Source organism: Sneathiella sp. P13V-1, assembly GCF_015143595.1.
Lineage (GTDB): Bacteria > Pseudomonadota > Alphaproteobacteria > Sneathiellales > Sneathiellaceae > Sneathiella.
The window spans coordinates 556,090-570,637 of sequence record NZ_WYEU01000001.1 but is presented as its reverse complement, the minus strand read 5'-3'; the positions used below and the strand labels follow the sequence as shown (position 1 = coordinate 570,637).

The window sequence follows — 14,548 nt, the reverse complement described above, 5'->3', positions numbered from 1 at the left end:
GAAAGGCCGATGCAAGAACAAGTTGAAACCCAGAATATTCTGTCCATGAACAGCGTCGAGGTGCTGTACGACAATGTGATGCTGGCGGTCAAAGGTGTTTCGGTCCAGGTCCCTACAGGCGAGATGATCGCACTCTTGGGATCGAACGGAGCGGGGAAAAGCACCACGTTGAAAGCGATTAGCGGTCTTTTGAAGGCTGAGCGCGGACGCATCAGCCGAGGTGAGATAACGTTCCAAGGAACTGAAATTACCGAAGCGCTCGCGCAAAAACGTGTCGAGATGGGCATCTGTCATGTCATCGAAGGGCGACGGGTTTTCGAACACCTGACCCCCGACGAGAACCTGACCGCCGCCGCGCCGCTCGGAATGTCCCGATCAGCGCTGAAAGCCGAAAAAGAAATGATCTACGGATATTTTCCGCGGCTTGCCGAACGCCGCAATTCGCAAGCAGGCTATCTGTCGGGGGGTGAGCAACAGATGCTTGCCATTGGGCGGGCCCTCGTGACCCAGCCGAAGCTGTTGATGCTCGATGAACCAAGTCTCGGGCTTGCTCCGTTCCTGGTCGAGGAAATCTTCGGAATCCTACAAAGGATCAATAGGGAAGAGGGCCTGTCCGTCCTGCTGGTGGAGCAGAACGCACTGGCAGCTCTGGAAATCGTTTCGCAAGGGTACCTTATCGAGAACGGCCGTGTTGTCATGCACGGCACGGCCAAGGAGCTCAAATCCAACTCCGACATTCAGGAGTTCTATCTGGGCGGCGGGGAAACCGATTTTCACAACGTCAAGCACTACAGCCGACGCAAGCGTTGGCTGAGCTAAGGTACTATTTGGAAACAGTTCAGGGAGGAACAAATGAAGAAACTTACCAAAGCTTTGGTTGTGTTATCCATGTTCGGGGGAGCAATGTTCAGCACCCAGGCTCTGGCTGAGCCATTCAAGATCGGCATTTGCTACGATCTCAGCAAAGCTTATACCTTTGCCACGCCACAAGTTGCCCAAGCGGCACAGGATCTTGCGAAACTGGTCAACATGAAGGGCGGCATAGGAGGAGAGCCGGTCGAAGTTATCGTGCGCGATCATGGGAACGAACCGCAGCGCGGGATCGAGTGCTACTCGAAGCTCAGCCGCGAGGGTGTATTCGTCTTCGATACACTGTCCACCCCGGTCTCTCTGGCTATCCTGCCGCGGGCCATGGAAGATGGGTATATCCTGATGCAGTCTCTTGTCGGCCGCGGCGATGCCGTGGACGGCACCGTCTTCGATTGGGTCTATCCGGTCGGACCGACCTATTGGGGACAGGCCGCCAACGACGTCGCGTATATCAAGCAGTTGCATGACGGCGACTTGTCGGACGTGAAGGTGGGGTTTGTTTATTTCGATTATCCTTTTGGACAGGAGCCGATCGAGATTCTCGAAACCTTGTCCGAAAAAGAGGGTTTCGAGCTTGAGCTTTACCCTGTGCCACTGCCTGGCAGCGACCAGGCTGGTGTGTGGTCCAAGGTGCGCCGGGACAACCCAGATCATGTGATTGTCTGGATGCTGGGCGGTGCTCATGTGGTTGCGTCTAAGGAAATGCAGCGTAATCGTATCCCGATGGACAAATACATTTCCGTCAACTGGCTGAACGAAGTCGATATCGCTAATATTGGCAACGAGGCCGCCAAGGGTATCAAGCGCGGTACCAATGTTGTGGGCGGTCAGAATGTCGCTCTGTATCAAGAGATCATGACCGAGCTCTACGACAAGGGCGAGGGTTCGGGCCCGGTTGAGAAGACCCAGGACGTTTTCTACAACACTGGTTTGGCCATGTATTCAATCATGTTCGAGGCCGCACGCAAGGCGGCAGAACACGAAGGCCTTCCACTTACCGCAAAGTCCTACAAAGTGGGATTGGAGTCGCTTGAGGGATACGACGCGAACGGGCTGATGGCACCCATTACGGTGACGGCCGAAGATCATGGCGGCGGTGGTAAGACGCGGATCGAGATGTGGGACGGGGAGGCTTGGGTGCCACAAACCGACTGGATCTCTGAATACACCGACGTCGTGTGGGATGTGGTAAAGGATAGTTCCTCAAAATACGAGCAGTGAAAGACTGGTAGCAGGAAGGGTGACGCTACGCGGGGCGGCAGCGGCGCTTACGAAACGGTATCATCGCCCCAAAACCTAAGCAATGGGAGAGAGAAAACATGAAACTCAAACAGCACATTAAGGCAGTGGTCCTTGCTACCGCGCTGGCAGCAAGCGCAGCTGTGGCCGCAGCGCAAGACAAGGAGCCGATCCGCTTCGGACTCTGCTTCGACCTCAGTAAATCGTATACGTTCATTTCGCCGCAGGTGGCCCAGGCCGCGCAGGATTTGGCGGTGTACACCAACGAGAATGGCGGTATCGAAGGTCATCCGGTGGAAATTATCGTTCGCGACCACGGCAACGAACCGCAGCGTGGCGTGGAATGCTACGAGCAGCTCAAGCGCGAAGGCGTTTTCCTTTTCAACATGCTCTCGACGCCTGTCACGAACGCGGTTCTGCCGCGTGCGATGAAGGACGGCAACATACTGATGCAGTCTTTCGTTGGTCGCGGTGACGCCGTGGACGGCGATGTGTTCGAATGGGTTTTCCCGGTGGGTCCGACATATTGGCAGCAGGCGGCAAATGACGTTTCCTTCATCAAGGGCCAGATGGGCGGTGACCTGAGCAAGGCGAAGATCGGGTTCATCTATCTGGATTATCCCTTTGGCCAGGAACCGATCGAGATCCTCAAAACACTTTCCGAAAAGGAAGGGTTTGAGCTGGAGCTTTATCCCGTGCCGCTTCCCGGGTCGGATCAAGCCGGTGCATGGAGCAATATCCGCCGTGACAAGCCAGACTACGTGATCAGCTGGCTTCTGGCGGGCGGTCATGTGGTCGCCTCGAAAGAAATGCGTCGCAACCGTTTCCCGATCGAACGCTATCTTTCGGTGAACTGGCTGAACGAAGTCGATATCGCCAACATCGGCGCGGAAGAGGCGAAAGGCATCCTGCGCGGGACCAACGTGGCCGGTGGCCAGGAAGTTCCGATCGTGAAGACGATGCTAGACAGCTACTATGCCAATGGCAAGGGCAGCGGACCCGAGAACCTGGTGCGCGACGTGTACTACAACACGGGCATGGCGATCTACTCGGTCGGTTTTGAAGCTGCGCGTATCGCGATTACCGAAAACGGTTGGCCGATCACACCGGAAAGCATGAAGAATGCCTATGAATCGATCGAGAACTTCGATGGAAACGGCGTCATGGCCCCGGTAACAGTGACCGACAAAGACCACGGTGGCGGTGGCAAGACTAGGGTCGAGCAGTGGAATGGCGAAACTTGGGTTCCGCTGACCGACTGGAGCGCCGACTATCTCGACGTTGTGTGGGATGTCATCAAGCACAGCTCCGCGACGTTCAAAGTCGAATAAGACTGAGGTTCCCCGCGGCAAACATGTCGCGGGGAACCTTTCCGCAGTTAGATTGTTCAAAAAAACGAAGCAGGTATTATGAGCCCCATTGACGTGAAGATCGAAGACGGAATTGCGACCGTCTGTATCAACCGGCCCGAACGCAAAAACGCGCTTTCTGTGGCGGCTACGAACGGGCTGACCGACGCCTGGGAGAAGATCGAGGCGGACGACAGTGTTCGTGTTGCAATTCTGACTTCGGCCGATTGCGGCGTATTCAGCGCCGGACTGGATCTGAAGGAAGCCACACAAATCGCACGCGACGAGGGCGTCGATATTCTGACCAAGATGCGCGACCCGTTTCACGAGACCATGCGGGCCTGCAAGAAACCGATCATCGCGGCGATGACGGGGTCGCTGATGGCGGGCGGAATGATGCTGACCTTGAATTGCGATCTGCGGGTCGGTCTCAAGGGGACCAATGTCGGTATTACCGAAGTAAAGATCGGTCGTGGATCGCCCTGGGCATCGCCAGCACTATCCATGCTGCCGCAGCCCATCCTTATGGAAATTGTTCTGACCGGCGACTGGATGCCGATCGAGCGCCTGCACGAATACGGGTTCACCAATTATATCGAAGACACCCCCGATTGCGTTCGCGCACGGGCCTTTGACCTTGCCAAACGCATTGCCAGCGCGGCGCCGCTTTCGGTGATTGCGGCCAAAGGCGGCGTTCGCGCGACCATGGACTTGGGCTGTTCGGGTGGCCTGAAAGAGGGCAAGCGCCTGCACGAGGTGGTTTACGCCAGCAACGACGCGATTGAGGGCCCCAAGGCCTTTGCTGAAAAACGAGCACCCGTCTGGACCGGGACCTGATGGAGGTTTGAATGACTGAACTTATTCGCCTGGACAGGGAAGGCCCTGTCGGAATCCTGCGTTTTCTTCAGCCGACAAAACGCAACCCTTACAGCATCGGGTTCGTCGAAGAACTGGTGGCGCTCCTAAGCGAAGCAGAACAGGACGATACGATCCGTGCCGTTGTCATGACCGGTGGCGAGCATTTCAGCAGCGGCGGCGATCTTGTCGGGTTTCAGTCTGAGATCGCGAAAGGCGCAAGGGCGACCTCGGAAATGGTGGAGTTGGTTCACGATGGCGGGCGCGCGGCCTATCTATTTCGCAAACCTTTGATTTCAGCGGTATGCGGCGTGGCTTTTGGTGCAGGTCTAAGCCTGGCCTTGTCGGCGGACATTGTCGTTGTCGCCGAAGATGCCCGGCTGTGCGAAGTATTTGCACGCGTCGGCGGCTGTCCCGACACGGGATCGAGCTGGCTGCTTCAGCAGCGGGCCGGTGCGGGCGTGGCCCGGATGCTTGTGCTCACGGGCCGTGAAATCGACGGGCGCACCGCCAGGGACCTGCGCGTTGTCGAAGAATGCGTAACGGCCAACCAGGTCGAGGGGCGGGCTCTGGAAATCGCCCGCGAGATTGCAACGCACCCGATGTTTGGCGTTCAGACCGCCAAGCGTGTGATGCGCGCCGCAGCCGAGTGCAGCTATCTCGAGGCGCTGGACATCGAGCGCGATGCCCAAAGTGTTTTGCTGTGCGCGCATGACTTTCCCGAAGCCATGAAAGCTTTCTCGGAAAAAAGAACTCCAGAATTCAAAGACCGTTAGTTCTGTTGAAATCTTATCACAAAACTCAAGGAGAACGTGGATGAAGGTGCTTGTACCTGTCAAGCGCGTGATCGACTACAACGTGAAGGTTCGTGTCAAAGCGGACGGAAGCGGTGTCGATCTCGCAAGTGTTAAAATGTCAATGAACCCATTCGACGAGATTGCGGTCGAAGAGGCGATCCATTTGAAAGAGGCCGGTAAGGCCGATGAGGTCGTTGCGGTTTCGATCGGCGTGAAACAGGCCCAGGAAACCCTGCGTACCGCCCTTGCCATGGGTGCAGACCGCGCGATTTTGGTTGTGGCCGCCGATGACGTACACCAGGACGTTGAGCCGCTGGCCGTGGCCAAGATTCTGAAAGCCATTGTCGATGAAGAGCAGCCTGCTCTGGTGCTTTGCGGCAAGCAGGCGATCGACAATGATATGAACGCCACCGGTCAGATGCTGTCGGCGCTGCTAGGCTGGTCCCAGGCGACCTTTGCCTCTGAACTGAAGGTCGACGGCGACTGCGCCAGGGTAACCCGCGAGGTAGACGGCGGGTTGCAGACCATTGCGGTGAAGATGCCCGCCATCATTACCGTGGACCTGCGCCTGAACGAGCCGCGCTATGCCTCGTTGCCCAACATCATGAAGGCCAAGAAAAAAACTCTGGATGAAAAGACCGCCGCCGACTACGGCGTCGATGTCTCTCCGCGTTTGGAAATCGTGAAGACCGAAGAACCCGCCAAACGTTCGGCCGGGATTATCGTCGAGTCGGTAGATGATCTGGTTGCGAAACTCAAAGAAGCGGGGGCTGTGTAATGGCTGTTCTTCTACTTGCCGAAGTGACCAATGGCGAATTGGCGATGGACGCCACCGCCAAGGCTGTCACCGCCTCAAGGGCCATTGGCGACGTGACTGTTCTGTGCGCCGGTGCATCCGCCGCCGCAGCCGGCGACGCGGCCGCGAAAATCGACGGTGTGGCCAGGGTTCTGGTGGCCGAAGATGCATCGCTGGGCCACCGCCTGGCTGAACCGACCGCAGCTTTGATCGTCAGCCTGGCAGAAGGGTTTGAACATATCGTTGCACCCGCCACCACCGACGCCAAAAATGTCATGCCGCGCGTTGCCGCGCTGCTGGACGTGATGGTCTTGTCGGACGTCTCTGGAGTTGTGGACGGGTCGACCTTTGAACGCCCGATCTATGCCAACAACGCCGTGCAGATAGTCAAATCCAAAGACGCCAAGAAGGTGATTACCTTCCGGACTTCGACCTTTGATGCGGCCGGCGTGGGCGGTTCCGCCCCGGTCGAAACCGTGGGCGCGGCGGACAATCCGGGTCTGTCCGAATGGGTCGAAGACAAGGTCGCCGCAAGCGACCGCCCCGAGCTGACCTCGGCCGGTATCGTGGTGTCGGGCGGCCGTGGCGTTGGTTCCGAGGAAGACTTCAAGATCATCGAAGCGCTGGCCGACAAGCTGGGCGCGGCGGTCGGCGCCTCCCGCGCTGCGGTCGATTCTGGCTATGCGCCGAACGACTGGCAAGTGGGTCAGACCGGCAAGGTCGTGGCCCCGGACCTGTACATCGCCGCCGGCATCTCGGGTGCGATCCAGCACCTGGCCGGGATGAAGGACAGCAAGATCATCGTCGCGATCAATAAAGATGAAGAAGCCCCGATCTTCCAGGTCGCCGACTTCGGACTGGTCGCTGACCTGTTCCAGGCCGTTCCGGAACTGACCGAGAAGCTGTAAGGGCACACGGCCCAACCAGCCAAAACGTATCAAGGGCCCGTCGAACCCCTGGCGGGCCTTTTTTGTACGAGCCGAAAGGGCGGCGAGTGGATTGGATAAACCCGGATGCGCACGGTCCGAAGCCTTGTGACGCCCCGTCAGAATGGCTCCGGTTCATTGTCAAGAGCAAAACACTTGTTAGATTTTTGCTCAACACAAGCTTGAATCGGTAGGAATAATTGATGTCTCTGATAAAGAACTCCCCTAGTTGGGCAGTGGATGAACACAAAATGTTCGCGGATAGTACACGCAGGCTTTTCGATGCAGAGATGGCTCCGAACATTGATAAATGGGCGAGGCAGGGCATTGTTGACCGCGACTTCTGGAAAACAGTCGGTCAGCAGGGTGTCATGGGTGGCTCGATTGCCGAAGAATATGGCGGGTTCGGTGGTGGCATCGGGTTCGACGCGATTACCGTTTACGAGCAGGGGCGCACAGGTGATATGAGTTGGGGCTATGGCATCCAGTCCATCGTAATCCATTATCTCAACGCATATGGCAGCGAAGAACAGAAGAAAAAGTGGTTGCCGAAACTGGTCAGCGGCGACCATGTCGCGACCATCGCGATGACCGAGCCGGGACCGGGTTCTGACCTCCAGAACCTCCAGAACCTCCAGACCTATGCGGAAAAGGATGGCAACCACTACAAGATCAACGGATCGAAGATCTTCATCACCAACGGGCACGCGGCGGATTTGGTTGTGATCGGGGCAAAGACCGACCGCAACGCCGGCGCCAAGGGCGTTTCGTTGATCGTTCTGGAAACCGAGGGCGCCGAGGGCTTTCGCCGGGGACGGAACCTGAAGAAACTGGGCATGAAAGGTTCGGATACGGCTGAGCTGTTCTTCGAGGAAGTGCGAGTGCCTACGTCGAACTTGCTTGGTCCGGAAGAGGGGCAGGGGTTCTACCAGCTGATGAAGCAGCTGCCTTGGGAGCGGCTGATGATCGGCATTGCCGCGCTTGGCTTTATTGACTTTGCGATCGCTGAAACTGTGAAATATATTCAGGACCGCAAGGCATTTGGAAGCCGGATCATGGACTTCCAGAATACACGCTTCAAACTGGCGGAATGCAAAACCAAGGCCGAGTTGCTACGTTCCTTCGTCAATGACGGGCTCGCACGTCTTAAAGAGGGCGAGCTTGATGCGGCCACGGCTTCGATGGCGAAATGGTGGGGCAGCCAGACGCAGAACGAGGTCATGTACGAATGCCTGCAGCTACAAGGCGGTCACGGTTTCACGATGGAATACCCCATCGCGCGTCTTTATGCTGACAGCCGGGTCCAGATGATTCATGGCGGCACCAACGAGATCATGAAGGAACTGATCGCGCGTTCGATGGACGTTTGATCCGTCCGGTGCCGGGGGAGGCTATTCTTCACCCTGTACCAGAAACTCGTCGCTGTGTTCCCCCAAGTCGCGGGGCCAGGCGATGATCATGCCGCGCCGGCGTCGCCGAGAATCGTATCGGCGAGCGTGTCGTCCAGATCGGCCCTTAGGATGGGTGATCAATCCGTTGAAAGAAGCCGGTCACGGCAAGATGGGGATCTTTCGGCAAATTTGACAGGTTGCGCACCGGCATGGCGGGTATGTCTGCCTGCTCCATCAGGGCAAGCCAGTCATCCGTGGTCCGGGTCTGCGCAATCTGCGCCACCATATCGTATACTGCGCCGATGTTGCGGCTTCGGGCGTCCGCGTCAGTGACCCAGACATACTCGATCATGTCGTCGAGCCCGACCGCCTGAAAGAACCGCGTCCATTGCATGTTGGTGTAGGGCAGAACGGTGATATAGCGATCTGCCGTCTGAATCGGACGCCTGTGCGGAACCAGCATGCGGGCATAGCTGAAATCCTGCGGAGTCTCCTCGAAGGTGGCGCTATCCATGTGTTCGGCCAGCAGGAAGGTGGCCAGCGTTTCAGACATCGGAACTTCAACATGCTGGGCCTCTCCCGTACGCTCGCGGTGGAATAGGGCGCCCATCACGGCACAGGCGGCGGTCACGCCGCCAAGCTGGCCGATCCCGTGATCAGGTTCGGGTTTTCCTGGCGTAGGGTTTCGAGATCCAAAGACAATCTGGCAAGCGTCGCAGGCTGGATGCTCGAAATCACCACATCGGCATCGATGAGCAGCTTGCGGAATTGATCGCGACCAGTTTGCGTTTTGAGGTCGAGTACGACACTGCGCTTGTTACGGTTGGCAGCCAGAAAAGCGACACTCGTCAGCTTGTTGCGCGATGGATGGACCTAGCGAAGAAGATCGCCCTCGGGGCCTTCCACCTCAATCACATCGGCCTTGGGTTTGGCGAGGATCCGACCGACAAAAAGGAACTGGCCTATGTCTATGAAGACGGGCTCAAGGCAGTTCCCTCAATGGCGGTCATTATGGGGTATCCTGGCTTCTGGCTACGCGATCCCAAGACCGGCGTAAACTGGCAGAAAGTGCTGCATGGAGAACAGTGGCTCGACATCTACAAACCGCTGCCGACACATGGCCGGATTATCGGCCGCAGCAAGATCGACTTCGTCGCCGACAAGGGCGAGGGCAAGGGAGCCATCATTTACCAAAGTCGCGATATTGTCAACGCGGATAGCGGTGAAAAACTGGCGCGCGTGGCGATGTCGGCTTTTTGTCGCGGTGATGGGGGGTTTGGCGGTGAAAACCAGGCTGGCCCCGCACCCGCCACGCTGCCTGATCGGGCGCCTGATCAGGTATGTGATATCGATACCCTGCGGCGACAGGCGCTCATTTATCGTCTCAGCGGTGATTTCAATCCGCTTCATGCTGACCCGGATGTCGCCCGTTCTGTCGGGTTCGACCGTCCGATCCTACATGGTCTCGCGACCTATGGGCTGGCGGCCCGGGCGATTCTCAAGACGTTGCTTGACTATGATTCTACCCGACTTGTCGGTCTGGACGTTCGGTTCTCGGCGCCGGTCTATCCCGGCGAAACCGTGCGGTTCGAAATCTGGGAAGAGGACGGCGAGGCCCGGTTTCGAGCGTCTATTCCGGCACGCGACGTGGTTATTCTGAACAACGGCGCGGCGCGCTTCGCCTGAGGCAGTGAAGATGGCTCAACCGCTAAAGGATATTCTAGTGCTGGATTTCAGCACCCTTCTTCCCGGTCCGACGGCGACGCACATGCTGTCTGAGGCGGGCGCCGAAGTGATCAACTTCGAGCGTCCCGGAGTCGGCGAGGACGCGCGCCAAACCGAGCCCAAGATCGACGGAGAGAGCCTCGGATTTACCGTGTTGAACTACGGCAAGCGATCGGTTGCCATCGACCTCAAATCAAGGGGCGCATTGGAACGTCTGCGCCCCTTGATCGAGAAGGCCGATGTTCTGGTAGAGCAGTTCCGTCCCGGCGTGATGGACCGGCTCGGGCTTGGTTATGGAGCTGTGCGCAAGTTCAATCCCGGTCTCATCTATTGTTCGATCACCGGCTATGGCCAGACCGGACCAAAGGCCAGCGCCGCTGGCCACGACCTCAACTACGTCGGCGATGCGGGTATCCTGTCGCTCAGTCGCGGACCGGATGACCAGCCAACGGCACCGTTCGGGCTGGTCGCCGATATCGGCGGCGGAACCTATCCGGCTATGATGAATATACTGCTGGCCCTGATTGCGCGGCAGGCAAGCGGGCAGGGGACGCATCTGGATATCGCAATGTCCGAAGGAGCGTTCGCCTTTTACCTATTGGCCCCATGCCGAAGGTGTGATCGCCGGGCAGAGCATTAAAAGCGGCGACGGCCGGCTGACGGGTGGTCTAGCCCGGTATCGGCTTTATATCGCCGTCGGCTAGTTGGAAGAAAAGTTCTGGCAGTCGTTCTGCGATGTCGTTGGTTTGCCGGTGGCGCTTCGCGATGACTGGTCCGGCCCAAATGCCTGCGCCGCGGAGGTTGCACGTCGTCTGAGGGAACACACCTCGACCCATTGGGAGCCTTTGCTGGCGGTGGCCGATTGCTGCTGTTCGGTCGTGAAAACACCCGCCGCGGCGTCGCGTGAACCGCAATTCAAAGCACGTGACGTGTTCGGGCGGACCGTAAAAATCTCCGGCCGGGGCGCACCCGCTTTGCCGCCGCCAATTGCACCGGAGTTCCGTTCTTCGGGAAGTTCGGTCGGAGTTGCAGCTTCTTTGGGCGATGTCAATACGCGTTGTGGCGTGGACTTGCCGAAGACAGAGTAAATCTTGTTGACGGGTAGGTTCGGAATCGGTATTCTAACAAACGTTAGAAAAAAGGAGAAGTCAATGGACAAGTCCGACGATGACCTAGCGGCTGAAGCTGAGCGTTATGTCATGCCATCGCGCTTTGTGGAAAGCGATAGCTTGGAAGTGCAGGGTTTCGTGACATCGGCTTTGCGCGATCTTCCTGTGGACGCAACCAATCGAGACAAGGCGATTCGCTTGTTCGAAGCGGTACGCGACGATATTCGCTATGATCCTTATTGTTTCGCGCTGGATGAGGACTCTTACCGTGCCAGCCGTATCGCTGGGGCGGAAGCGGCGTTTTGCGTTCCCAAGGCAATTCTGCTGGCGGCTTGTCTGCGTTCTGTGGGTATCCCCGCCGCGCTGGGGTTCGCGGATGTGCGCAACCACCTGAATACACCCAAGTTGCAGGAATTGATGGGAACCGATCTCTTTATCTACCACGGCTATGTTCAACTGTGGTTGGGGAATGAGGCTTACAAAGTAACACCTGCATTCAACATGGAACTGTGTAAAAGATTCGGGGTTAAACCCCTGGTCTTCGACGGCTATCACGACGCGCTCTTTCACGAGTTTGACGAACAGAATCACCGGCACATGGAATATGTGAACGACCGGGGTCTCTATTTCGATGCACCGATGGAGGAATTCCTGGCGGCGTTCAAGGAAACCTATCCGAAGCTGGAGGAATTCAACCGCGTCCGGATTTTCAAAGATGCGAGCGGGTACGATGACGGTTTCGCAAAGGAGAATGCCTCTTGAGGTATCTGGAAGACTTCTCGCCGGGCCAAGTCTATCGCTTTCGTAGCGCTTCGATGAGCGCGGATTCGATAAAGGCGTTTGCCGAGGAATGGGATCCGCAGCGGCTGCACACCGACGAAGACTATGCAACCGCCATACATGGCAGCCTGATCGCCTCGGGCTTTCAGACGATGCTGGAGGTGTTTAGGCCAGTCATGACCGAGATGATGGTGGGTGTCGCCAATATCGGTGGCATGGGCTTTGAAAATTTGCGCTGGCTACGGCCTGTGCGCCCGAACGAACCCCTTGATGTCGAACTGACTGTCAACGCGGTCACGCCGTCAAAAAGCAAGCCCGACAGAGGTGTTTTGCACTATACGCTCAGCGCCAAAAACCCCGAGGGCGAAATCGTGTTTTTGACCGACACCCCCGTGATGATCCAGCGAAAACAAAATGACACAGACTGATATCCTTTCCAGCGAACAAGAAGACCTTCGTCTGTTGCGAGAAAGCGCGCGCACGTTGTTTGAACGGGCGGGCGGAAGTGAAAGAGCCAGAAAACTCCGTGATGCCGGGGGCGGTTTCGATGCGGAGTTGGTCCGGGAACTGGCCGAGGCAGGTGTTTTCGGCGTGGCGGTGCCCGAAGATCAAGGCGGGCTTGGTATGGGCCTGGCCGCCGGGGGTGTTATCGCCGAGGAAGTCGGCCGCGTGATTGCACCGGAACCGGTCGTGTTGACGATCGGTCTGAGTCTTGGCCTTCTGCGCCGCCTTTGTCCGGATCATCCGAAGATGGCACAGCTCATCGGCGGTGAAATTTCCCTTGCGGTTGCCTGGCAGGAACGCGTCCCGGGCGGGGCGCCTGCCGATGTGACCTGCCGATACGCAGAGGGGCGGCTGACCGGAAGCAAGGCTTGGGTCGTCGGTGTGACCGGATCGCAAGGGTTCCTTGTCGTGGCCGAACAAGATGATGGCCCGGTTCTGGTTCTGGCCGAGGCAGACGCGGACGGCCTTGTTATCGACAAGCGGACGCAGGCCGACGGCAGCTCCCTGGGCGAGCTTTCTTTTTCGGGAACGCCGGCTGCGGAATTGGCCAGCGGCGGTGCGGTTTCCGCTGCACTGGCTGAGGCTGTCGCCGATGCAACGGCGCTTGCCGCGGCCGAGCTTGTCGGCCTGAGCGAGCGCGCCTTCGAGATCACGCTCAACTACATCAAGACGCGTGAGCAGTTCGACAAGCCGATCGGGTCTTTCCAGGTCATCCAGCACCGTGCCGTGGACCTCAACGTGATGTGCGAGGTGGCGCAGGCCGGAGTGCGCGAGGTGCTCGCGCATATGGACAGCGAAACCGATCCGAAGGTTCGGAACCCGATTGCCAGCCGCGCCAAGGCGCGCGCCGTCACGGCCGCCAAAAAAATCACCCGCGACGCCATCCAGTTGCATGGCGCGGTCGGGTACGCGGATGAGTTCGATATCGGGCTCTACCTGAATCGGGCATTGGTGCTGTCGGCTTGGTTGGGCGACGATGCCTATCACAGGCGGATTTGGTTCGATGCACGTGAAGCAGAGGGGGCAGCACAATGACCGACTGGAACGCAATGAGCGATGCGGACTTCCGCAAAGAAGTGCGCCAGTTCTTCGAGGCGGAATATCCCGAGGAGCTACGTCACCTGCCGCACCGCCCGAAGTTCGCCGAGATCGAACATTGGCACCGCAAGCTTCACGCCAAGGGCTGGGTCGCGCCAGCTTGGCCCGCTGAATTCGGTGGAATGGGGCTGAACGCTGCTAAGCTGCTGATCTTTTACGAAGAGCAGCAGCGTTGGGGAGTCAATCGCGGCCGCGACATGGGCGTGCAGATGGTCGGGCCGCTGATCATCAAATTCGGCACCCAGGAACAAAAAGATTACTGGCTGCCGCGTATCCTGAGTTGCGAAGATATCTGGTGCCAGGGATACTCGGAACCCGGCGCCGGGTCCGATCTGGCAAACCTGCGCACACGCGCAGAGATTGACGGCGTCGACTTTGTCATAAACGGACAGAAGATCTGGACCACGATGGCGCATGACGCCACGCATATTTTCATGCTGGTGCGCACCGATCCGGATGCACCCAAGAAACAACAGGGCATCAGTTTCCTGCTTGCTCCGATGGATCAGCCCGGAGTCGACGTGCGCACGATCACTACCCTGTCGGGTGATACAGAGTTTTGCGAAGTCTTCTTTGACGATGCCCGGACGCCCCGCGAGAACCTTGTCGGCGAGTTGAACAAGGGCTGGACGATGGCCAAGGCGCTCTTGAGCTTTGAACGCATTTTCATCGGTTCGCCGAGCCTGGCCCAGAACGCTCTGGGACAGCTGGAAAGCTTTGCCCGTGGCCGTGGAGCGTTTGACGATCCGGTGTTCCGCGATCATTTTGCCCAGGCCGCGCTGGATGTTGAAGACCACGCGGCGCTCTACGCCCGATTTGCCGACCAGCTGAAGCGAGGCGAAACGCTGGGCGCGGATGTCTCGATGCTCAAGATCTGGGTGACCGAATGCTTTCAGCGTATTACCGAACTGATGATCGAAGCGGCCGGCCCCGATGGCGGCGCCATCGGGCCGCTTCAGGTCGGCAACGTAAGTGTCGATGTTCTGGCGAGTTTCTACAAGGCCCGACCTACCACGATCTACGGTGGATCGAACGAAATCCAGAGAAACATCCTTTCCAAGGCCGTCCTGGGACTGCCTGGCTGATTCAACAACCCACGGAGGAAATAG

General features: G+C 58.0%; 17 protein-coding genes. 15 read left to right on the top strand and 2 right to left on the bottom strand.

All coding sequences use genetic code 11. From position 1 onward, the window contains the following. Positions 1-9: 9 nt before the first annotated feature. The 8 genes from GUA87_RS02895 to GUA87_RS02860 all read left to right on the top strand — a co-directional run bounded on the left by GUA87_RS02895 (position 10) and on the right by GUA87_RS02860 (position 8,202). Positions 10-819, top strand: a complete 810-nt coding sequence (locus GUA87_RS02895; RefSeq protein WP_193715008.1) for an ABC transporter ATP-binding protein — start codon at positions 10-12, stop codon at positions 817-819. 33 nt (positions 820-852) lie between these two features. Further along, a complete protein-coding gene (locus tag GUA87_RS02890) occupies positions 853-2,091 on the top strand; it encodes an ABC transporter substrate-binding protein (RefSeq protein ID WP_227711660.1) in 1,239 nt (412 codons plus the stop codon). Between the two features lie 98 nt (positions 2,092-2,189). Continuing rightward, positions 2,190-3,440, top strand: coding sequence for an ABC transporter substrate-binding protein (locus GUA87_RS02885; RefSeq protein ID WP_193715007.1), 1,251 nt, complete (start codon positions 2,190-2,192; stop codon positions 3,438-3,440). A gap of 78 nt (positions 3,441-3,518) precedes the next feature. Beyond that, positions 3,519-4,295 carry an enoyl-CoA hydratase/isomerase family protein gene (locus GUA87_RS02880; protein ID WP_193715006.1) on the top strand — a complete coding sequence of 259 codons (777 nt, stop codon included), beginning with the start codon at positions 3,519-3,521 and terminating at the stop codon, positions 4,293-4,295. An 11-nt stretch (positions 4,296-4,306) separates the two neighbouring features. Continuing rightward, positions 4,307-5,089, top strand: coding sequence for an enoyl-CoA hydratase/isomerase family protein (locus GUA87_RS02875; protein WP_193715005.1), 783 nt, complete (start codon positions 4,307-4,309; stop codon positions 5,087-5,089). 40 nt (positions 5,090-5,129) lie between these two features. Next, entirely contained in the window at positions 5,130-5,888 is a 759-nt protein-coding gene (locus tag GUA87_RS02870) for an electron transfer flavoprotein subunit beta/FixA family protein (protein WP_193715004.1), read from the top strand. Beyond that, positions 5,888-6,814, top strand: a complete 927-nt coding sequence (locus tag GUA87_RS02865; protein WP_193715003.1) for an electron transfer flavoprotein subunit alpha/FixB family protein — start codon at positions 5,888-5,890, stop codon at positions 6,812-6,814. Before GUA87_RS02870 ends, GUA87_RS02865 begins: the two co-directional genes overlap by 1 nt. 221 nt (positions 6,815-7,035) lie before the next feature. Beyond that, positions 7,036-8,202 carry an acyl-CoA dehydrogenase family protein gene (locus GUA87_RS02860; RefSeq protein ID WP_193715002.1) on the top strand — a complete coding sequence of 389 codons (1,167 nt, stop codon included), beginning with the start codon at positions 7,036-7,038 and terminating at the stop codon, positions 8,200-8,202. A gap of 145 nt (positions 8,203-8,347) precedes the next feature. On the opposite strand, the gene GUA87_RS02855 is transcribed toward GUA87_RS02860, so the two are convergent. Further along, entirely contained in the window at positions 8,348-8,833 is a 486-nt protein-coding gene (locus GUA87_RS02855) for a CoA transferase (RefSeq protein ID WP_193715001.1), read from the bottom strand. A gap of 17 nt (positions 8,834-8,850) precedes the next feature. Continuing rightward, positions 8,851-9,057, bottom strand: a complete 207-nt coding sequence (locus GUA87_RS18300; RefSeq protein WP_415774785.1) for a CoA transferase — start codon at positions 9,055-9,057, stop codon at positions 8,851-8,853. Here GUA87_RS18300 and GUA87_RS02845 point away from each other — a divergent pair. The 7 genes from GUA87_RS02845 to GUA87_RS02820 all read left to right on the top strand — a co-directional run bounded on the left by GUA87_RS02845 (position 8,992) and on the right by GUA87_RS02820 (position 14,524). After that, positions 8,992-9,909: a MaoC family dehydratase gene (locus GUA87_RS02845; RefSeq protein WP_227711659.1), complete on the top strand. Its 918-nt coding sequence runs from the start codon at positions 8,992-8,994 to the stop codon at positions 9,907-9,909. The two genes, GUA87_RS18300 and GUA87_RS02845, sit on opposite strands and share 66 nt — an antisense overlap. A 10-nt stretch (positions 9,910-9,919) precedes the next feature. Next, positions 9,920-10,588 (top strand): CaiB/BaiF CoA transferase family protein, encoded by a 669-nt coding sequence (locus GUA87_RS18045; RefSeq protein WP_265332187.1) that lies wholly within the window; start codon positions 9,920-9,922, stop codon positions 10,586-10,588. A gap of 112 nt (positions 10,589-10,700) precedes the next feature. Continuing rightward, on the top strand, positions 10,701-11,036 hold the full coding sequence (locus GUA87_RS18295) for a CoA transferase (protein WP_415774784.1): 336 nt from the start codon (positions 10,701-10,703) through the stop codon (positions 11,034-11,036). A gap of 63 nt (positions 11,037-11,099) precedes the next feature. Next, positions 11,100-11,819 carry a transglutaminase-like domain-containing protein gene (locus GUA87_RS02835; RefSeq protein ID WP_193715000.1) on the top strand — a complete coding sequence of 240 codons (720 nt, stop codon included), beginning with the start codon at positions 11,100-11,102 and terminating at the stop codon, positions 11,817-11,819. After that, on the top strand, positions 11,816-12,265 hold the full coding sequence (locus GUA87_RS02830) for a MaoC family dehydratase (protein ID WP_193714999.1): 450 nt from the start codon (positions 11,816-11,818) through the stop codon (positions 12,263-12,265). Before GUA87_RS02835 ends, GUA87_RS02830 begins: the two co-directional genes overlap by 4 nt. Next, positions 12,252-13,376 carry an acyl-CoA dehydrogenase family protein gene (locus GUA87_RS02825; RefSeq protein ID WP_193714998.1) on the top strand — a complete coding sequence of 375 codons (1,125 nt, stop codon included), beginning with the start codon at positions 12,252-12,254 and terminating at the stop codon, positions 13,374-13,376. Before GUA87_RS02830 ends, GUA87_RS02825 begins: the two co-directional genes overlap by 14 nt. Further along, complete coding sequence (locus tag GUA87_RS02820; protein WP_193714997.1) at positions 13,373-14,524, top strand: acyl-CoA dehydrogenase family protein; 1,152 nt, start codon at positions 13,373-13,375, stop codon at positions 14,522-14,524. Before GUA87_RS02825 ends, GUA87_RS02820 begins: the two co-directional genes overlap by 4 nt. Positions 14,525-14,548: the final 24 nt, after the last annotated feature.